We start from the raw sequence: 18,223 nt of genomic DNA, 5'->3' as shown, positions 1-18,223 counted from the left end.
CCCTACCACAGGGGCCGCCCCCACCAGGCGGCCGAGTCGGGCGGGAGCGTACCGCCTGCCAGGGGCGCGCTGGCCAGCAGCAGGTCGCCCGAGACCGGCAGCTCCACCTTGTGGTCGTTGAGGTTGACCGCGCAGGTGAAGCCGTCGCCGCGGGTGAAGACGAGCGTCCCGTACGGCGAGTCGAGCCAGGTGAGCGCGCCGTCGCCGAGCTCGGGGCGTGCGCGGCGCAGCCGCAGCGCCTGCCGGTACAGCTCCAGCGTCGAGCCGGGGTCGTCCCGCTGCGCTTCCACGCTCAGCTCCGCCCACGTGCCGGGAATCGGGAGCCACGGGTCGTTCCAGCCGGTCTCGCGGGTCCAGGGAATGGGCACCCGGCAGCCGTCGCGGCCGCTGTCGGGGTCGCGCAGCCGCTGCGGGTCCCGCAGGACCTCTTCCGGCAGGTCGAGCACCTCGGGCAGGCCCAGCTCCTCGCCCTGGTAGACGTACGCGGAGCCGGGCAGGGCGAGCGTCAGCAGCGCGGCGGCGCGGGCCCTGGCCAGGCTGCCGTAGCGGGTGACGGGCCGCTTGACGTCATGGTTGGACAGCACCCAGGTGGACGGCGCGCCGACCGAGCCTGCCGTGGCCAGCGACTCGTCGATGACCTCGCGCAGCGCCCCGGCCTGCCACGGGGTGTTGAGGAAGTGGAAGTTGAACGCCTGGTGCAGCTCGTCCGACCGGACGTAGCGGGCCAGCCGTTCGGCCGTGGGCGCCCACGCCTCGGCCACGCCGATGCGCTCCCCCGGGTACGAGTCGAGGACGCGCCGCCACGACCGGTGGATCTCGTGCACGCCGTCCTGGTCGAAGTACGGCACCACGTCGGCGCCGATCATGCGGACCTGGCCGGTCCGGCCGACGTCGGGCAGCGCGGGCGCCTTGACCATGCCGTGCGCGACGTCCACCCGGAACCCGTCCACGCCCAGGTCGAGCCAGAAGCGCAGCACGCCGGCGAACTCGGCGTGCACCTCCGGGTGCTCCCAGTTCAGGTCGGGCTGCTCGGGGGCGAACAGGTGCAGATACCACTGGCCGTCGGCCACCCTGGTCCAGGCGGGACCGCCGAAGATGGATTCCCAGTCGTTCGGCGGCAGCTCGCCGTGTGCGCCGCGGCCGTCGCGGAAGATGTAGCGCTCCCGATCCGGACCGCCCTTGAGGGCACGGGCGAACCATGGGTGCCGGTCGGAGGTGTGGTTGGGCACCACGTCGACGATGACGCGCAGGCCGAGGGCATGCGCGTCGGCGATCATCGCCCGCGCGTCGGCGAGCGTGCCGAACAGCGGGTCCACGTCGCGGTAGTCGGCGACGTCGTAGCCGAAGTCGGCCATCGGCGAGGGGTAGAACGGCGTCAGCCAGACGGCGTCCACGCCCAGTTCCGCCAGGTAGGGCAGGCGACGGCGCACGCCCGGCAGGTCGCCGACGCCGTCGGCGTTCCCGTCGGCGAAGCTGCGCACGTAGACCTGGTAGATCACCGCGTCCCGCCACCAGCGGGTGGCGGTCACCGGCTGCGCGGCGCCCTCGGCGAGTTCGGTCATCTGTTTCCCCGATCAGTCAGAGTCGGAAGGCCGGTGCGACGAGGCCGGCTCACGACTTCGTCGCGCCGCTGGTCAGCCCGGCGACCAGATGGCGCTGGACGACGAGGAAGACCGCCGCGGCGGGCACCGCGATCAGCACGGCGGAGGCGGTGAGCAGTCCCCAGTCGGACCAGTGCTGGCCGACGAACTGCTGCAGGCCCACGGCGAGCGTGCGCTTCTCCTCCTGGGACATGAACACGGTGGCGTACGCGACCTCGCCCCATGCGGTCATGAAGCAGTAGAACGCGGTGACGGCCAGGCTGGGCCGGGCCAGCGGCAGCACCACCCGCCAGAACGCGCCGAAGGGCGTGAGCCCGTCGATCAGCCCGGCCTGGTCGATCTCGCGCGGGATGGAGTCGAAGTAGCTCTTCATCATCCAGGCGCAGAACGGCACCGCGATCGTCATGTAGGCGATGATCAGCCCGGGGATCTGGTTCAGCAGTCCGAGCGCGGCCATCAGGTTGTACAGCGGGACGATGAGGATGGCGACGGGGAACATCTGGGTGATCAGCAGCATCCACATGATCCCGCGCCGGCCGGGGAAGGCATGGCGGCTGAGCGCGTACCCGGTGGTCGAGGCGAGGAAGACGCCGAGGACGGTGGTGAGGCCCGCCGCCAGCACCGAGTTCACCAGCCACGTCAGGAACTCGGTCTCGCCGAGCACCCGCGCGTAGTTGGTCAGCGACGGCTGGTTGAAGATCTCCAGCTCGGCGGACAGCCATCCGTCGCGGGGCTTCAGCGACGTCAGCACCAGCCAGACGACGGGGAACAGCGAGACGGCACAGGCCGCGACGAGGGTCACGTGCAGCAGCACCGACGCGGCCGGGCTGCGCCTGGCGGCGCCCGGCGCGACCGGGCGGGTGTTCGCGGTCACCAGACCTCCCCTTGTCTGCGCAGCGCGCGGCGGTAAACGGTGGCGAGTACGACGAGCAGGGCCAGGATGATCACGCCCCAGGCCGCCGAGCCGGAGTAGTTGCGCACCCCGGTGAACGCCTCCCTGAAGGCGTAGGTGACGAGGATCTCCGTCTCGCTGCCGGGGCCGCCCCGCGTTATCAGGAAGATCACGGGGAACATGTTGAACGTCCAGATGGTGCCCAGCAGCACGACCGTCGCCGAGACCGACCGGAGCATGGGCAGCGTGATGTGACGGAAGCGCTGGAAGGGTGTCGCGCCGTCGACCGCGGCGGCCTCGTACAGCTCGGACGGGATCGACTGCAGACCGCCCAGCAAAGCCACCATCATGAACGGCACGCCGACCCAGACGTTGACCGCGATCACCGCGAGCTTGGCCGTGACCGGGTCGTCCAGCCAGCCGACCGCGCCGAGCCCGGCCGCCCTGAGCATCGCGTTGATCACGCCGAAGTCGCTGTTGAACAGGTAGCGCCAGATGAAGGCGGCCACGAACCCGGGGATCGCCCACGGCAGGATCAGCAGCACCCGGTAGAGCGAGCGGAACCGCAGCCGGCGATGCAGCAGCATGGCCAGGCCCAGGCCGATGCCGTAGTGCAGGACGACGCAGGACACCGTCCAGATCGCCGTCCAGGTGAGCTTCTCCCAGAACAGGCCGCTGGAGAGGATCCCGACGTAGTTGTCCAGGCCGACGAACTCGTAGGTGGCCGGGATGACGTTGACGCCGATCGTCCGGCCGACGTTGGCCTCCGTGGCGTCCGTCAGGGACAGGTAGACGCCGCGCAGCAGCGGCCAGCCGATCAGCACGGTGACGACGATCATCACCGGGGCGACCATCGCCCAGGCGTACCAGTGCCGGGACAGGGCCCGCCGCAGCGGGCCTTGGTCGCGGCCGGCCCGGCGGCGGCCGCGGTCGGCGCTGTCCCTGGTCGTGCTCCTCGCACGTCCAGTCGAAACGGCCACGGTCAGCTCCAGGCCTTCATGATCGTCTGGAACTTCTCCTCGGCCTTGGTCAGCGTCTCCTCGGGCGTGGCGCCGCCGACCAGTTCCTGGTAGCTCTCCAGCAGCGGCTGGAAGAGCTGGCCGCCTTCGGGGATCCACGGGCGCGGCACCGCGGTCTCCATGATCGGCTTGAAGATCGACACGTCGGTGTTGGCCTTCACCCTCGGGTCCTCGAAGCTGGAGGTGCGGGCGGGCAGCAGGCCCAGTTCGGCGGAGACGGTGGCGAGCGAGGAGGACGAGCTCATGAAGCGCAGGAACTCGTACGACGCCTCGATGTTCTTGGATCCGGCGTAGATCGCGAGGTTCCAGCCACCCGTGGGCGCGCCCGCCTTGGCGGAGCCTGCGGGCACCGGGGCGATGCCGAGGTTCTCCTTGTCCGCGAACTCCTTGCCCTGGTAGACCTCCGACAGCGACCAGGGGCCGTTGTAGATCATCGCGGTCTTGCCGTCCTTGAGCGCGGTCATCGCGTTGGCGTAGCTGTCCTGCAGCGCGGGCTTGGCCGCCGCACCCGAGGTGATGAGGTCCTGCAGGGTGGCCATGGCCTTGACGTTCTGCGGGGAGTTGACGACGACCTGCTTGTTCCGCACGTCGAGGAGGTCGCCGCCCTCGCCGTAGATGAAGGGCAGCAGGAAGTAACCGTCCACGTTGAGCGCCAGGCCGTTGGCGCCGGTCTTGGACTTGACGTCCAGGGCCGCCTGCTTGAGCTCGGGTACGGTCGCGGGCGGCTTGTCGTGGCCGGCCTCCTTCAGCAGCCGCTTGTTGTACAGCAGGGCGAGCGTGTCGGTCACCTGCGGGACCGCCCACGTCTTGCCGTTGTACTTGGTGCTGCTCAGCGGGCCGGGGAGGTAGTCGGCCTCGTCGTCGACGGCGCGGGTGCCGTCGAGCGGCTGGAGGTAGCCGAGTTCGGCGAACTGGGACGTCCAGGCGACCTCGGAGCGGATCACGTCGGGGGCGCCGGTGCCGGCCTGGGCCGCTGTCTGGAACTGGTTCTGCGCCTGGTCGGAGGGGACGTTGACGTACTTGATCTTGATTTTGGGGTACTTGGCCTCGAACTCCTTGATCAGCTTCTGGAATGTCGGGCCCTCGCTGTCCGGGCGGACGGTGTCCCACCACGTGACCTCGCCGCTGATCTGGCTCGGGTCGGCGGGGGCCGAGCCGGTCGGCGCGGCGGAGGATGTGCTGCCGCCGCCGCCGCACGCGCCGACCGCGAGCGCGAGCGCCGCGACCATCGTCACGGCCGAAAGGGCTTGCCGCATCTCTGTCTCCTCGTAGGAAGCCGAAGGGGGACACGCCGCGGGAGACCTCGCCCGCCGGGGTCCTCGGAAGTGAGGTGGACGTTACGCGCCTGCAAGCTCGATTGAAAGACATTGCAAAGAACGATCACTTTTTCGTTATCTTTGCAAGGAGGCAGCCAGCCGTCACTCTGGGTGACGACACCTGGACAGCAGGTCTCCTGATCCGAGCACCTGCCGGAGGAGGGTCTGCCGCGGGAGTCAGGAGGTGGGGACGACGGGCGTGCGGATGGGGGCCGTCGAGCGGCGGACGACCAGCTCGGGGCGGTGCAGCAGCTCGCCGCGGGGCGCGGGCACGCCGCCGATCTCGTCGAGCAGGCTGCTCACCGCGTTCAGCGCCATCTCGCGCACCGGCTGCCGGATCGTCGTGAGCGGCGGGTCGAGGTAGGCCGTCATCGGCGTGTCGTCGAAGCCGACCACCGACACTTCCTCCGGCACGCTCAGGCCCAGGTTGCGGGCGCCCCTGATCGCGCCGATGGCCATGATGTCGCTGCCGCAGCAGATGGCCGTGCAGCCGCGCTCGAGCAGTTGCTGGGCCGCGGACTGGCCGCCCTCCACGGTGTAGAGCGTGTTGACGACCAGGTCGGAGACGTCGGTGACGCCGGCGTAGTTGGCCATGGCACGGCGGTAGCCCTCCGTCTTACGCATGGTGGGCACGAAACGCTCCTGGCCGATCGCCAGGCCGATGCGCCGGTGACCGAGGGAGACCAGGTGGGCGACGGCCATGTCGAGCGCGGCGACGTCGTCGTTGGAGATGAAGTGAGCCTGGATGTCGGGGCGGTAGCCGTTGATCAGCACCATGGGCAGGCCCAGCTCGGTCAGATGCACGTAACGCGCGGCGTTGGAGCGGGAGTCGGCGTGCAGCCCGTTGACGAAGATGATGCCCGCGACACCGCGCTCCAGCAGCAGAGCGGTGTAGTCGTCCTCGGTGACGCCGCCCGGCGTCTGCGTGCACAGCACGGCGGTGTAGCCGGACAGCACCAGGGCGCTCTCGATGACCTGCGCGAACGCCGGAAAGATCGGATTGCTGAGCTCGGGGAGGATCAGGCCGATCAGGCCGGTGTGGATCTGCCGGAGCTTGGCCGGGCGCTCGTAGCCGAGCACGTCGAGCGCGGTGAGGACGGCTTGCCTGGTGCCGGGCGCCACGCCCGGCTTGTCGTTGAGCACCCGGCTCACGGTGGCCTCACTCACGCCCGCTTGGGCGGCGATGTCGGCGAGGCGCATGGTCATGGCAGCCAATTTACCGTTCTCCGTCTCCTCCCAGGACCGGGGCTGCGGGAGCTTCGGCCAGCAATGTGTTGCAAGCTCTTGCAGACACTTCGCCGTAGTGGTGGGTCACTCTTGAAAAGTCTGCAAACTATTGCAAGGTCCTTGGCCGCCGAGTAACTTCCAGGCAACACCGAGGAAACCCGAACGCGGAGGTTCTGATGGTGCCTCTCCCCCATGGGCGTGCCAGAGCACCGCCGGGCCCACCGGTCCGCCACAAAGCAGCCCTCAAAGCAAGACGGGCCGGGTGTTGGCCCACCCAGCCCGTTGACGGGAACCCCATCCTCACGTTTCTGGAGATCCCCGCATGAAACTCTACAAAGCAATCGTCGCCACCGCATTAGCGGCGGCGAGCAGCATCGCCGTGCCCGTACTGGGCCAAGCCCCCGCCCATGCCGCCTCCGGCGTCGGCGTCATCGCCAACCTGTGGAGCTGGAACTGGAACTCGGTGGCCAGGGAGTGCACGGAGGTGCTGGGCCCGGCCGGGTACGGCGCGGTGCAGGTCTCACCGCCGCACGACTCGATGACCAAGGGCGGCACGGTCTGGTGGGACATCTACCAGCCCGCCCGCTACGAGCTGACCAGCAAGTTCGGTGACGAGGCCGCGTTCAGGCGCATGGTCGCCGCCTGCAACGGCGCCGGCGTGAAGGTCCAGGTGGACGCGGTCATCAACCACATGACCGGCCAGGGCGCCACCAGCTACGGCGGCTACGGCTTCAGCAAGTACAACTACCCGGGGCTCTACTCCTCCCAGGACTTCCACCAGCCCACCTGCCAGATCAACCAGGGCGACTACCGCAACGACGCCTGGCGCGTCCAGAACTGCGAGCTGGTGAGCCTGTCGGATCTGAACACCGGGTCCGAGTACGTCCGAGGCAAGATCGCGGACTACCTGAACAAGCTGACCTCGCTCGGCGTGTCCGGCTTCCGCATCGACGCCGCCAAGCACATCCACCCCGGTGACCTGTCCGCGATCAAGTCCAGGCTCGTCGGATCGCCCTACATCCACCAGGAGGTCATCCAAGGCGACCAGGAGGCCGTCCAGCCGAGCCACTACACCGGCGTCGGCGACGTCGACGAGTTCGTGTACGGCCGCAAGCTGCGGGAACAGTTCACCGGCCAGATCAAGAACCTGCGGACCTTCGGCGAGAGCTGGGGTCTGTCGGTGCCCGGAGACAAGGCCGTGGTGTTCGTCGACAACCACGACACCGAGCGGGGCGGCTCCACGCTCACCTACAAGAACGGCGACACGTACAAGCTGGCCAACCTCTTCATGCTGGCCTGGCCGTTCGGCACTCCCCAGGTGTACGCCTCGTACACCTGGAACAACAGCGAGGCCGGGCCGCCCTCGGCCAACGGCGGCCACGCCACCGACGTCAACTGCTCCAACGGCCAGTGGACCTGTTTCAACCGGCAGGTCGCCGGCATGGTGGGCTTCCACAACGCCGTCAAGGGCACCGGCGTCGCCAACTGGACCGACAACGGGAACAACCTGATCGCCTTCAGCCGCGGCGACAAGGGCTGGGTCGCCATCAACAACGAGGGCGGTTCCATCACCCGGACCTTCACCACCGGCCTGCCCGCCGGGACGTATCCGAACGTGGCGGGCGGCGGCACGGTGACGGTCGACTCCGGCGGCAGGGCGACGGTCACCGTGCCCGGCAAGAGCGCGGTCGCCGTCCACACCGGCTCGGCCCCTCAGCCGGGTGAAAAGGAAGCCACCGTCTACTACAAGACGAGCTGGTCCACGGCCAACATCCACTACAGCGTCAACGGCACCTGGACCACCGCCCCAGGCGTACCCATGGAAACAGCCTGCGCGGGCTGGAAGAAGAAGACCATCAACCTCGCCAACGCCACCACCCTCAAGGCCGCGTTCAACAACGGCGCCGGAACCTGGGACAACAACAACGGCAACGACTACACCCTCGCCACCGGCACCTCCACCGTCAAGGACGGCGTCGTGACCCCCAACGCCGCCGACCCCTGCGGAAGCTGATTCCCCCGCCTGTTCCGCGAAGGGTGTGGCGGGGGCTCCAGACGAGGCTGCCCCCGCCACACCAGGGTCTGACCCGGTCAGAAGGCCGACGCGCCGACCGGCCGTCAGGTCACTCGACCATGATCTGATGGAGGGCCTTGGCCGCCCAGTAGGTGACCTCGCCGAGGTCCGGCGGCGTGTCCTCGAACGTGAACGTGCCGTCCTTCTGTGTCGTCACGCCGGCGATCGGCTCTTTCGTCCCGTGGACCAGGCGCCGGGTCACCGCGAGCGGCTTGAGCCCGAGCGCCTTGCCGTCGGTACGGGTGAGCCGCCCCTCGACGGTGACCGGCGAGCAGGACGTCGAGCCGGAGCGGGCGCGAGCCGACGGCGGCTGAACCGGCGGCATCTGTTCGGCCGGAAGTGAGCGTACTGTCACCTTTCGGATGCATGAAGTGATGACCCCGTCTTGGGATTCCTGTGACGGGAGCATCACTTTCTGTGCACTCTGGCGGAATGCAACTACTGGTGTGGTTCGCCATCGTCATGGCCGTCGTCTACCTGGGGTCCTGCTACTTCCACCCCTATATGAAGTGTCCGCGCTGCAATCGCTCAAAAGAGTCGCATTCGACCACTTTCAAGGGGGCTTTCGGTAAATGCCGGGCGTGCGGCGGGGCCGGGCATTCGGTGAGGTTCGGGGCGAAAATCCTCGGCCGGAAGTGACTGTTCCGGAGTCCGGCCAACATCGTCTCCAATCCGCGGCGGTGGCGGGCCTCGCCTGCCACCGTTCCGCCGCGGAGTCCGGGATCGCGGCTACCGGGGAGGGTCGGGCGCCAGGCTCCCGTCGGGGGCGATGTGATCGAAGATCTGGCGGATCAGGGTGACCACATGGGGGTCCTCCACCGCGTACAGCGTCCGGCGGCCGTCCCGGCGTGCGGTGATGAGGCCGGCCAGGCGGAGCTTGGCCAGGTGCTGGGAGACCGTGGCGATGCCGATGCCCACGTGCGTGGCCAGCGTGCTGACGTCGTAGGAGCCGTGGGTGATCAGCCACATCAGGTGCAGCCGGACCGGGCTGGCCATCAGGGCGAACGTCTCGGCCGCCGCCCTCAGCTGCGCGGGGGTCGGGTGCTCGGCGCCGGGTGAACCCGGTGTGGAGGTCGGCATGGCCTCTCCATTGTCCCGCGCCGACGGCCTGCCTCCACGTTTCGATACTTGCGCGATTTCCGAAACGTATGGAAGAGTGAAGCCGCTCCGAAGGGGAGTAGCCCGCGACGCCCGCACGTCGACACGCTGAGAACCTCGCGTTCTCCGGCGGCGGGGACCGGTCACCGGCCGGTGGGCGAGACCTTCGGCCACGCAGTCATGCCTGGCCGAGTCTCCCCGTGGGTCCCGGCCGGGTCGTCCACCGCCCGGGAAGGACTCCTCCACTTGGCTCCCACCAAGCCGCCCCCGCCGTCGAACTGCGGCACGGACAGCACCATGAAGACCTCGACGTCGCGGCTGCCGGCCGACGCCCGCTCCCCCAAGGCGAGCAGTTGGTGACCGACCCGGCCCTCCCCCTGGCGCGGGCACGGGCCTTCGCCGACGACCCCCTGAGAAACGGAGACGTCTTCGTGCTGTCCGACCTTCTGTCCTACGGCGTACGGATCCTGCCCGGACTGCTGCTGATCGGCGCGTGCTTCGCGCTGGCGCGCGCCGAGCGGGACCCGCTCCTGCGCATCATGACCCTCGTCCTCGGCTTCGTGCTGATCAGGGATGCGATGACACCGCTCGGGTTCTGGCGGCTCGGCGTCGCGGGAGGGGCGCCCTGGCTGCGCTTCACCGACGAGGCGGGCATCCTGCTGCTGTTCGCCGTGGGTACGGTGGTGCTGACCGCCGCCGTGCTGACCCTGGATGGCGAGCTGCGCTCGCTGGTGCGGTGGGGCCGGTTCACCCCGGCCGCGCTCGCGCTGGGGATCGGCGGCGGCGTCCTGGCCGCCGCTCCGGTGCTGCTGCTGTCCTTGGCGACACCGCCGGCGGATCGGGGCGGCGCGGTCGCGGTCACGCTGCTGCCGGTGCTGCTGCTGTTCAGCCTGGCGGGCAACCTCGCCGAGGAGGTGCTGTTCCGCGGGTTCCTGCAGGGCCGGCTGGAGCAGCACACCGACGGCGTCCGGGCGGCGCTGCTGTCGGCCCTGCTGTTCGCCGCCTGCCACGTCTTCCTGGCCTCGACCGTAACCGACGTCGGCTGGCCGCTGCTGGCCTTCACCCTGTACGAGGGGCTGATCTGCGCCTTCCTGCGGCTGCGGTCAGGCGTGACCGCAGCCGCCCTCGCCCACGGAACCGGGATCTTCCTGCTGGCCGGCGCGCTGGTCTGAGCCTCAGGGCGCGCAGTCGGGGACGGTGTCCCGCAAGCCCAGCCGGCCCTCGTAGATGGCCACCTTGTGGGTTATCAGCTTGAGTGACTCGTCGAGTTCGTGGAGCTGGGCGAGCACCCGTTCCCGATGTCCGCGCAGCACCTCCAGCCGTTCCGCCTCGTTGCCCTGGCCCGCTCTGACGAGCTCGGTGTAGCGCCGGATGTCGGTCAGGGGCATGCCGGAGGCCCGCAGCCGGACGCACACGCCCAGCCAGTCGACGTCACCCTCGTCGTAGACCCGGTGGCCCGCGGTTCCCCGCCGTACCGGCTGGGCCAGCAGCCCCTCTCGCTCGTAGAACCGGAGGGTGTGCACGCTGAGCCCGGTGCGTTCGGCGACCTGGCCGATGCTCAAACCCGACATGCGGCCAGTTTGACCTAGAGTCGGCTCTAGCTTCTACGGTTCCGACGTATGAGATATCGCATCCTCGGCGGCACCGGCATAGAGGTCAGCACCCACTGCCTCGGCACCATGATGTTCGGCTCGGCCGGCAACCCCGACCACGATGACAGCATCCGCATCATCCACGCCGCCCTCGACCAGGGGATCAACTTTATCGACACCGCCGACATGTACTCGGCGGGCGAGTCCGAGGAGATCGTGGGCAAGGCGCTGCAGGGCCGGCGGGACGACGTGGTGCTGTCGACCAAGGTGCACTTCCCGATGGGGGAAGGGCCCAACCGGAGCGGCAACTCGCGGCGCTGGATCATGCGCGCGGTCGAGGCGAGTCTCAAGCGGCTGCGCACCGACTGGATCGACCTGTACCAGATCCACCGCCCCGACCACCGGACCGACATCGAGGAGACCCTCTCCGCGCTGACCGATCTCGTACGGCAGGGCAAGATCCGCGCCTTCGGCAGCTCGGCCTTCCCGGCGCACGAGACGGTCGAGGCCTACCATGTGGCCCGGCAGCGCGGCCTGTACCGGTTCCGCACCGAGCAGCCGCCGTACAACATCCTGGCCCGCGGCATCGAGGGCGACGTCCTGCCCACGGCGCAGCGGCTCGGTATGGGCGTGCTCACCTACAGCCCGCTGGGCTGGGGGTTCCTGACCGGCCGTTACCGCAAGGGACAGGTCGACCTGTCGCAGGGCCGCGCGGCGCGCGCGCCGGAACGGTTCGACCCGTCCATCCCGGTCAACGCGGCCAAGCTGGAGGTCGTCGAGGAGCTGGTGAAACTGGCGGACGAGCTCGGCCGCACCCTGCCGGAGCTGGCCGTCGCCTTCGTCGTGTCACACCCGGCGGTCACCTCGGTCATCCTCGGCCCGCGCACGATGGAGCAACTGGAGGGCTTGCTGAAGGGCGCCTCGCTGGTGCTCGACGACACCGTGCTCGACCGGATCGACGAGCTCGTGCCGCCCGGCACCGACGTCTACCCTCCTGTCGCTCTCTGGAGTCCCGCGCCCCTGACCGACCCCGCGCTGCGCCGCCGTCCGCCCGGCGACCGCTCCGCGAGCTGACCCGGAAACGCGACGACGGCCCGGGCTGCCCCTGCGTCGTCTACAGCGGCGACGGTTTGTCGAGGAGGCCGTCGAAGGTGAGCGGGCGGTGCGGGTGCCGGCAGGGGTTGCCGTCGCTGAGCCAGACGGTCCGCTCGTCCAGGTCCATGATCACGGACGTGACGGTCGCCCACCGCTCGTCCGCGCCCGCTCGTACGTCCGGGTGGGAGCAGACGGAGTACGGATAGTCGGCGTGGTCGCTGAGGGCTTCGCGCAGCGAGCCGACGGTGGCCGGCCGGTCGGCCGCGGAGATGGCGGCCTGGACGCGCTGGAGGCGCACCAGGCTGTCGGCCATCGCGTAGAGGGAGACGTCGGTCACCTCCCGGAGCGGGGACAGGAAGTGGTTGGTGTGGACGAGGGCGCCGTCGGCCGGCAGCAGGGGATACACCTGACTGTGGTCGCCGGGGGCGGTCTCCAGGTTGATCGCGGTGCCGTCCCGGTGGGCCAGCAGGTAGTTGGCGGAGGAGGAACGCCAGTGGCGCTGGACCACGTTGGCCGCGTCGGTCAGCGTGTGGCAGTCGGCCAGCGCGCGCAGCACCACGTGGTACGGCAGGCCCGGCTCGCCGCGGTCGGCCGAGGTGACCAGCGCGTTGGTGGCGATGGCGAGCCCTGAGGAGTTCATGCTCGTCTTGGCCAGCAGCCCGGCCTCCACGACGGTGACGTAGTTGGGGGCGTCGTCCTGCTCCACCTCCAGGACGACCACCGTGTCGAAGCCGTGCACGAGCCAGTCCCAGTTCTGCCCGGCCAGGGTGTGGCGGCCGGCCGTACGGCTGGGCAGGAGCGCGAAGGAGCTGCACTCGCGGGCGTGCGCGGCCCGCAGCGACGCGGCCTGGCGGGCGGTGGCGGCCCACATCACCTCGGTGCGCGCGTTCATGGTGAGGACGTCGGCGAAGGAGAGCCGGGCGCCGTCGGCGATGCCGCGCATCTCCTCCACGTACGCGGGGAACACCGCCGCGATCGCGGCCTCCAGCGGCGCGGCGGCCGCGACCGCCTGCTCCCAGCTCAGGCCCGCCGCCCGCGCGAAGGCCGTCTCGTAGCCGGCTCTGCTGCGGTGGACGCGGTCGCGGGCGGCGTCTCCGTAGAGGCGGCCGCGCTCGTACGGGCCGCCGCTCACCCGGATGCGGGGGTATCGCGGTGTTTCGGGCATCTTGCGCTCCATGCTTCGGGCTCTGTCGGTGAGGTGGGTCAGGGCTTCGGGGGCGCGCCCGTCACCCAGCGGCCGGCGATCATCGTGGCGTTCGGCGTGGTCGCCGCGAGCTCGGCCGGGCGCAGGTCGCTCAGGTCCGTGGTGAAGTGGACCAGGTCGGCGTACTTGCCGGGGGTGATCGAACCGACGACCCCGTCCAGACCCAGGGCCTCGGCGGCGAGCAGCGTGTGCATCCGCAGCGCGTCGCCGAAGCCGAGCCGCTCGTCGGCGCCGATCACGGTGCCCGACTCCGTCTGCCGTCCCATGGCCGAGGCGATGGTCCGGATGGGCCGGTAGTTGGAGACGAAGGCGTCGCTGGACAGCACGGTCAGGATCTGCCGGTCCAGCTCCGAGCGCAGGGGCTGCAGCCGGTGCGTGCGGTCGCCGAGGGTGGCCAGCAGTTCGTCGCCGCTCTCGGTGAGGAAGTTCGGCTGGTTGACCGGGATGACGCCCAGGTCGGCGATGCGTCCGAGCTGTTCCGGGGTCGGCCCGCCGCAGTGCTCGACGCGGTGCCGGCCGGTGCCGCGGCCGGCCTCGATGGCCTGGAGGGCGTACTCGATGCCCAGGTCGCCCTGGGCGTGGATGCCGACCTGCCAGCCCCTGGCCATCGCGTCGGCCACCAGCTCGCGCAGTTGCCCGGGCTGCCAGAACAGCTGTCCCCGGGTCAGCGCGTCGTTCGAGTAGCCGCCGCTGAACAGGGCGGTGCCGCTGGTGAGCGCGCCGTCGGAGTAGAACTTCATGGCGCCGATGCGGAACCAGTCGTCGCCGATCCCGCTGGACAGCCCCGCCTCGCTCAGCGCCGGGAGGTTGCTCGACAACGGCATGGCCACGACGCGCACCCCGAGCCGGCCGGCGCGCCGCGCCCGCAGGTACGTGCTCATCTCGCGCCTGGTCACCTGCGGATCGCAGACGGTCGTGATGCCGGCCGCCTGGTAGGCGCGGACGCCCACTTCCAGCGCGTGGTCGAGGTCCTCCGGGGTGGCGTCGAAGTGGAAGTTGGGGCCGTGGCAGGCGATGTCGACGGCCCGGGGGAAGACGAGATCGAGGGCGGCGTCGACGCAGTAGCCGCGGGCGCGCCCCGTCTCGTCCCTGTCGAAGTAGCCTCCCGTGGGATCGGTCCCGGTCGCGCCGCCGGCCATCGCGAGGGCGACCGAGTTGACCACCGCGCTGTGCCCGGACTTGTGGAAGACGATCACGGGGTGGTTCGGGCTGACCGCGTCCAGGTCCGCGGCCGTGGGCAGGCGGCCCTCCGGATACTTGGCGACGTCCATGCCGGAGCCGCGCACCCACGTCCCGGCCGGCTGGGCGAGGGCCGCCTCCCCCACCGCGCGGGCCAGGTCCGCGATGGAACGGACCGCCGGGTAGCCGGCGTCCACCCCGGACATGGTCTCCCCGGTGGCGAGCAGGTGGTTGTGCGGGTCGACGAAGCCCGGGGTCAGGCAGCCGCCGCCCAGGTCGACGACCTCGTACGAGGCGCCGGGCAGCGCCGCGCGCACCGCCTCCAGCGTGCCGACCGCCGCGATGCGCGAGCCGCGGACGGCCACCGTGTCGGCGGTCCCTGCCGCCACCTCCGGCGACACCACCGAGGCGCCGGTCAGCAGCACCGTCTCGTCATCCATCAGGTCACCTCCTGGTCGAGCAGATGGGCGGCCAGTTCGCCCATCGTGGGGAGCCACACCTCGCCGAGCCCCTCCGCGGTCTCGATCAGCCGCGTCAGCAGCGCCACCCGGGACGGCCGGCCCACGAGCTGCGGGTGGAGCACCATGGTCGTCACGCCGCCGAGCGCGTGGATGGCCCGCAGCTCGTCGGTCCAGATGCGGGCGATCTGGTCGTTGGCGAGGAACTGCCGGTAGTTCGGCGGGCTGTTGGCGAACAGCAGATGGGGGCCGTCGTCGAGAGCCCAGTGCGTCGGTATCTCGGCGACCGGGCCGTGCTCGCCGCGCACGACGTACGGGCGGACGGCGTCCATGAAGTTGGACGAGAACGTGCAGCCGATCTCGGCGAGGACGTCGCGGGTGTGCTCGGTGACGTCGTACAGCGGCGCCCGGTAGCCGCGCACGGGCGTGCCGCTCACCTGCTCCAGCGTGTCCTTCACGGTACGCAGCAGCGCCGCCTCGGCCGGGCGGGAGCGGTCCGGCAGCGGGTTGTGGTCGGTGCCGTGCATGGCGATCTCGTGCCCCTCGGCGACGATCTTCCCGATCGCCCCCGGCGCGTCCGCCGCGACGTCGGAGGGCACGAAGAACGTGGTGCGGATCCCGTGCTCGGCGAGCAGCCCGAGCACGAGGTCGAGCCCCTGGCCGAGGTCGTAGTCGCCCGAGGACAGCACCGCCGGCCGGGCGGCGTTCCCCGGGTCCTTGGAGGTCCACATGGTGTGGGCGTCCAGGTCGAAGGTCAGGCACAGCGCGCTGCGCTGGCCGGGCGGGTACGCGGGCGAGCTCCGCTCGGTCATGACTCTCCAGAGAGGTACTGGCGTGCGGAATCGCACAGGATGTCCACGAGCGCTTCCAGCTCGGCGAGCCGGACGTGCTCGTCGTCGGTGCCCATCGTGGCCGGGTCGGGCCCGATCACGCAGGCGGGCACGCCCGCGTGGCGCCACAGCCGGGCGTCGGTGCAGCCGATCCCGGTGGAGGGGACGGGCCGGTGGCCGGTGCGCCGGGTGACGGCCTCGGTCACGGCGGTGACGATGTCCGCGTCCTCGCCGGTGGAGTTGGCCGGTCCCCGGCCGAGGACCTCGACCCGGCCGCCTGCCTCGCGCGCCAGCTCCTCGACGCGGCCGAGCAGGTCCTGCGGGTCGACCGTCTCGGGCACGCGCAGGTCGACGCTGAGCCGGCAGTCGGCCGGGCGCATGTTGACCGCCAGGCCGCCGCGGACGGTGCCCAGGTTGAGCGAGACCTCCCGGACGATGCGGGCGGCGCCGTCGCCCAGCAGCCGGTCCATCGCCTCGTCGCGGGCGGCCGGCGGCGGGTGCGCGGCCGCGAGCCCGCGGTTGACCTCGGCGACGAGGCCGGCCAGCCGCCGGGCGAATCCGGCGGCGCGCAGGATCGCGCCCTCCCCGGCGCCGGGGTACGCGGCGTGCATGCTCTGGCCGGGCACGTGAACCATGAGCCAGAGGTAGCCGCGTTCGGCCACCCGCACCAGGCCGAGAGACGACGGCTCGGTGCTGACCAGCGCGTCGCCGAGCAGGTCGGGCCGGCGCCTGAGCAGGCCGCGCGCGCCCAGCGGGCCGAAGGTCTCCTCGTCGCACACCAGGACCAGGGAGAGCCGTCCCGGCAGGTCGCCGGCGCTCCCCCGCAGCCGGCGGGCGGCCACGAGGAACGCCGCGACCCCGCCTTTCATGTCGACCGCTCCCCTGCCGTGCACCCGGTCGGCGACCCGCCGGGGGCGGGACGGCGGGCCGGAGGCGGGGAACGTGTCGAGGTGCCCGTTCCACACCAGGTGCCGGCCGTCCCGGCCGGTGGGCCCGAGCACGTCCACGACGATGTTGCGACGGCGCGCGGCCGGCCGGTCCAGCCGGTGCGGCAGGCCGGCGCGGTCGCAGTACGCGGTCACGACCCCGGCGACGTCGCGCACGTCGCCGGGCGGGTTCGGGCTGGGCGCGGCCAGCAGGTCGAGGACGAGCGTGCCGAGCTCGTCCCGGAGGGCCGCGCCCGCCGCCGTCGGCGGTGCGGTCATCGGGCCGCGCTGATGTCGACGCCCAGGTGGTCGAGCACGAAGTCCCGCCACGGCCTGCGGTACGGGGAAGCGTAGATCCGGGCCCGCATGGCGGCCGGGGGCGTGGCGTTGACGTTCTCGAACAGGGCGACGCGCATGGCGTTCGCGCCGCAGGTCAGGTCCCAGACGAAGTTGAACACCCGGTTCTTGGCCTCGGCGCTGACGCCCGTGCCGGGGAGGAACTCCGTGAGCATCTCCCCGACCGAGCCGTCGGCGAACTGCCGCTCCGAGAAGCGGCTGATCAGGCCCTGGCCGGAGATCTCCCGCAGCAGCTGCAGCATCCGCGGGTAGTTCTCGACGGAGTGCAGGCGCCCCGCGGTGACGTACCGCTCGGCCGGGACCAGGACGCCGTTGGCGTAGGCGGCGGTGTCCTCGGCGGCGAGCACGTGGGCGCGCAGCCCGGTGGCGTAGGCGCTGATCTCCGAGACGGCGTCGCGCACCTGCGGGATGTTCTCCGTGCCCAGCACCTCGACGATCGCCTGGGCGGCGCCCGCGAGGATCTCGGACTTGTAGGACAGCCGGGCCAGGATGTGCCAGAGCGCGAGGGCGCCCAGCTCGTGGTACAGGCCCAGCATCTCCTCGTTGCGGAAGGAGAACACGTGCTCACTGGGCACGAAGACCCGGTCGAAGACGAGCAGGGAGTCGGGCTCCTCGCCGCGCACGTCCAGCGGGTGCTCGTCGGTGGTGCCCGGCATGATCACCGGTTCCCTGGCCACCATCGTGAGGCCGGGCGCGTTGAGCGGCACGTAGCAGAACAGGTTCGCGTCGGGGTCGGCGCCCGGGGTCAGCAGCGTGACGACGGTGCCGACGTGGGAGTGGACGGCCCCGGAGGCGCACGGCTTGGCCCCGTACAGGACCAGCCCGTCCTTGCGCTCCTCGACGCAGCGGAGCCGGCCGGGCTTCTGCGCGGTCGGCACCGACCGGTCCGACTGGACGTCGGCCACGATGTCGGCGCTCATCGCGTTGTTGGCCCGGCCCCAGTCGATGAACGCGTCGATGTTGCGCGCCCACTCCTCGCTGCTGGGGGCGATGCGGTCGGCGACCGAGAGCAGGCCCAGCGCGTTGAACGAGCCGTAGTCCGGCGGCCGCCCGAACACCCCGAAGGTGTGGTAGGTGGACAGCCGGGCCAGCTCGCGCCGGGCGACCAGGTCGTCCTTGGTCCGGGGCACCTGCCAGGCGCGGCTGGCGGGCTTCCCGGTCCCCTCGTCCTGGTACGTGGCGATCTCGGCCGTCCCCGGCCGGTGCTGCATGTCGTAGAGGGCGGCGACGGTGTCCACGGCGTCCCTGAACTGCGGGTGCGTGGTGACGTCGGACACCCGTGAGCCGTCGGAGGCCAGCACGACGCGGCCGTCGCGCAGGCTCGCCCGGTACTCGTCACCGGTCTTGAGCATGGT

At 70.9% G+C, this 18,223-nt stretch carries 16 protein-coding genes; 3 read left to right on the top strand and 13 right to left on the bottom strand.

Translation table 11 applies throughout. The features are described 5' to 3' along the window. Positions 1-2: 2 nt before the first annotated feature. The 5 genes from AB0K05_RS35270 to AB0K05_RS35250 all read right to left on the bottom strand — a co-directional run bounded on the left by AB0K05_RS35270 (position 3) and on the right by AB0K05_RS35250 (position 6,034). Complete coding sequence (locus AB0K05_RS35270) at positions 3-1,562, bottom strand: glycoside hydrolase family 13 protein (protein ID WP_364235038.1); 1,560 nt, start codon at positions 1,560-1,562, stop codon at positions 3-5. 49 nt (positions 1,563-1,611) lie between these two features. Beyond that, a complete protein-coding gene (locus AB0K05_RS35265) occupies positions 1,612-2,475 on the bottom strand; it encodes a carbohydrate ABC transporter permease (RefSeq protein WP_261808710.1) in 864 nt (287 codons plus the stop codon). Further along, positions 2,472-3,473, bottom strand: a complete 1,002-nt coding sequence (locus AB0K05_RS35260; protein WP_148033002.1) for a sugar ABC transporter permease — start codon at positions 3,471-3,473, stop codon at positions 2,472-2,474. The genes AB0K05_RS35265 and AB0K05_RS35260 overlap by 4 nt, the downstream gene beginning before the upstream one ends. Before the next feature lie 2 nt (positions 3,474-3,475). Next, complete coding sequence (locus AB0K05_RS35255) at positions 3,476-4,768, bottom strand: extracellular solute-binding protein (RefSeq protein ID WP_364235035.1); 1,293 nt, start codon at positions 4,766-4,768, stop codon at positions 3,476-3,478. 237 nt (positions 4,769-5,005) lie between these two features. After that, entirely contained in the window at positions 5,006-6,034 is a 1,029-nt protein-coding gene (locus tag AB0K05_RS35250) for a LacI family DNA-binding transcriptional regulator (RefSeq protein ID WP_148033004.1), read from the bottom strand. Between the two features lie 343 nt (positions 6,035-6,377). On the opposite strand from AB0K05_RS35250, the gene AB0K05_RS35245 reads away from it, so the two are divergent. Further along, the gene (locus AB0K05_RS35245; protein WP_364235032.1) at positions 6,378-8,069 is read left to right on the top strand and encodes a carbohydrate binding domain-containing protein; all 1,692 of its coding nucleotides are present in this window, start codon (positions 6,378-6,380) and stop codon (positions 8,067-8,069) included. Positions 8,070-8,178: 109 nt separating this feature from the next. On the opposite strand, the gene AB0K05_RS35240 is transcribed toward AB0K05_RS35245, so the two are convergent. Together AB0K05_RS35240 and AB0K05_RS35235 are read right to left on the bottom strand one after the other, a co-directional pair. Next, positions 8,179-8,454 (bottom strand): hypothetical protein, encoded by a 276-nt coding sequence (locus AB0K05_RS35240; RefSeq protein WP_364235030.1) that lies wholly within the window; start codon positions 8,452-8,454, stop codon positions 8,179-8,181. A gap of 404 nt (positions 8,455-8,858) precedes the next feature. After that, complete coding sequence (locus AB0K05_RS35235; RefSeq protein WP_148033006.1) at positions 8,859-9,209, bottom strand: metalloregulator ArsR/SmtB family transcription factor; 351 nt, start codon at positions 9,207-9,209, stop codon at positions 8,859-8,861. 374 nt (positions 9,210-9,583) lie between these two features. Here AB0K05_RS35235 and AB0K05_RS35230 point away from each other — a divergent pair, with 374 nt between their 5' ends. Further along, positions 9,584-10,399, top strand: coding sequence for a CPBP family glutamic-type intramembrane protease (locus AB0K05_RS35230; RefSeq protein WP_261808711.1), 816 nt, complete (start codon positions 9,584-9,586; stop codon positions 10,397-10,399). Positions 10,400-10,402: 3 nt separating this feature from the next. Here the strand turns inward: AB0K05_RS35230 and AB0K05_RS35225 are convergent, their stop codons facing one another. Then, entirely contained in the window at positions 10,403-10,798 is a 396-nt protein-coding gene (locus AB0K05_RS35225; protein ID WP_148033007.1) for a MerR family transcriptional regulator, read from the bottom strand. A gap of 48 nt (positions 10,799-10,846) precedes the next feature. Between AB0K05_RS35225 and AB0K05_RS35220 the strand changes: the two genes are divergently transcribed. Then, complete coding sequence (locus AB0K05_RS35220) at positions 10,847-11,893, top strand: aldo/keto reductase (RefSeq protein WP_364235025.1); 1,047 nt, start codon at positions 10,847-10,849, stop codon at positions 11,891-11,893. Between the two features lie 40 nt (positions 11,894-11,933). Here the strand turns inward: AB0K05_RS35220 and AB0K05_RS35215 are convergent, their stop codons facing one another. From AB0K05_RS35215 to AB0K05_RS35195, 5 genes are read right to left on the bottom strand one after another with little or no spacing between them, the layout of a single operon-like run. Next, positions 11,934-13,079, bottom strand: coding sequence for a C45 family peptidase (locus tag AB0K05_RS35215; protein WP_364235022.1), 1,146 nt, complete (start codon positions 13,077-13,079; stop codon positions 11,934-11,936). A gap of 38 nt (positions 13,080-13,117) precedes the next feature. Continuing rightward, positions 13,118-14,737 (bottom strand): amidohydrolase, encoded by a 1,620-nt coding sequence (locus tag AB0K05_RS35210; RefSeq protein ID WP_364235019.1) that lies wholly within the window; start codon positions 14,735-14,737, stop codon positions 13,118-13,120. Continuing rightward, positions 14,737-15,567, bottom strand: a complete 831-nt coding sequence (locus AB0K05_RS35205; protein ID WP_364235017.1) for a polysaccharide deacetylase family protein — start codon at positions 15,565-15,567, stop codon at positions 14,737-14,739. Before AB0K05_RS35205 ends, AB0K05_RS35210 begins: the two co-directional genes overlap by 1 nt. Further along, a complete protein-coding gene (locus tag AB0K05_RS35200) occupies positions 15,564-16,790 on the bottom strand; it encodes a M20/M25/M40 family metallo-hydrolase (protein ID WP_364235015.1) in 1,227 nt (408 codons plus the stop codon). The genes AB0K05_RS35205 and AB0K05_RS35200 overlap by 4 nt, the downstream gene beginning before the upstream one ends. Then, complete coding sequence (locus tag AB0K05_RS35195) at positions 16,787-18,220, bottom strand: 4-hydroxyphenylacetate 3-hydroxylase N-terminal domain-containing protein (RefSeq protein ID WP_271280514.1); 1,434 nt, start codon at positions 18,218-18,220, stop codon at positions 16,787-16,789. The genes AB0K05_RS35200 and AB0K05_RS35195 overlap by 4 nt, the downstream gene beginning before the upstream one ends. Positions 18,221-18,223: the final 3 nt, after the last annotated feature.

The organism is Nonomuraea sp. NPDC049486 (assembly GCF_040676925.1).
GTDB classification, from domain to species: Bacteria; Actinomycetota; Actinomycetes; order Streptosporangiales; family Streptosporangiaceae; genus Nonomuraea; species Nonomuraea ferruginea.
This window is presented reverse-complemented; position numbering and strand designations above follow the sequence as displayed.

Bases quoted from the DNA above. Each gene is read 5' to 3' on its own strand.
- AB0K05_RS35235 (WP_148033006.1), bottom strand. From the start codon at position 9,209: ATGCCGACCTCCACACCGGGTTCACCCGGCGCCGAGCACCCGACCCCC.
- AB0K05_RS35245 (WP_364235032.1), top strand. From the start codon at position 6,378: ATGAAACTCTACAAAGCAATCGTCGCCACCGCATTAGCGGCGGCGAGC.
- AB0K05_RS35250 (WP_148033004.1), bottom strand. From the start codon at position 6,034: ATGACCATGCGCCTCGCCGACATCGCCGCCCAAGCGGGCGTGAGTGAG.
- AB0K05_RS35205 (WP_364235017.1), bottom strand. From the start codon at position 15,567: ATGACCGAGCGGAGCTCGCCCGCGTACCCGCCCGGCCAGCGCAGCGCG.
- AB0K05_RS35215 (WP_364235022.1), bottom strand. From the start codon at position 13,079: ATGCCCGAAACACCGCGATACCCCCGCATCCGGGTGAGCGGCGGCCCG.
- AB0K05_RS35240 (WP_364235030.1), bottom strand. From the start codon at position 8,454: ATGCCGCCGGTTCAGCCGCCGTCGGCTCGCGCCCGCTCCGGCTCGACG.
- AB0K05_RS35210 (WP_364235019.1), bottom strand. From the start codon at position 14,737: ATGGATGACGAGACGGTGCTGCTGACCGGCGCCTCGGTGGTGTCGCCG.
- AB0K05_RS35270 (WP_364235038.1), bottom strand. From the start codon at position 1,562: ATGACCGAACTCGCCGAGGGCGCCGCGCAGCCGGTGACCGCCACCCGC.
- AB0K05_RS35255 (WP_364235035.1), bottom strand. From the start codon at position 4,768: ATGCGGCAAGCCCTTTCGGCCGTGACGATGGTCGCGGCGCTCGCGCTC.
- AB0K05_RS35200 (WP_364235015.1), bottom strand. From the start codon at position 16,790: ATGACCGCACCGCCGACGGCGGCGGGCGCGGCCCTCCGGGACGAGCTC.
- AB0K05_RS35220 (WP_364235025.1), top strand. From the start codon at position 10,847: ATGAGATATCGCATCCTCGGCGGCACCGGCATAGAGGTCAGCACCCAC.
- AB0K05_RS35225 (WP_148033007.1), bottom strand. From the start codon at position 10,798: ATGTCGGGTTTGAGCATCGGCCAGGTCGCCGAACGCACCGGGCTCAGC.
- AB0K05_RS35195 (WP_271280514.1), bottom strand. From the start codon at position 18,220: ATGCTCAAGACCGGTGACGAGTACCGGGCGAGCCTGCGCGACGGCCGC.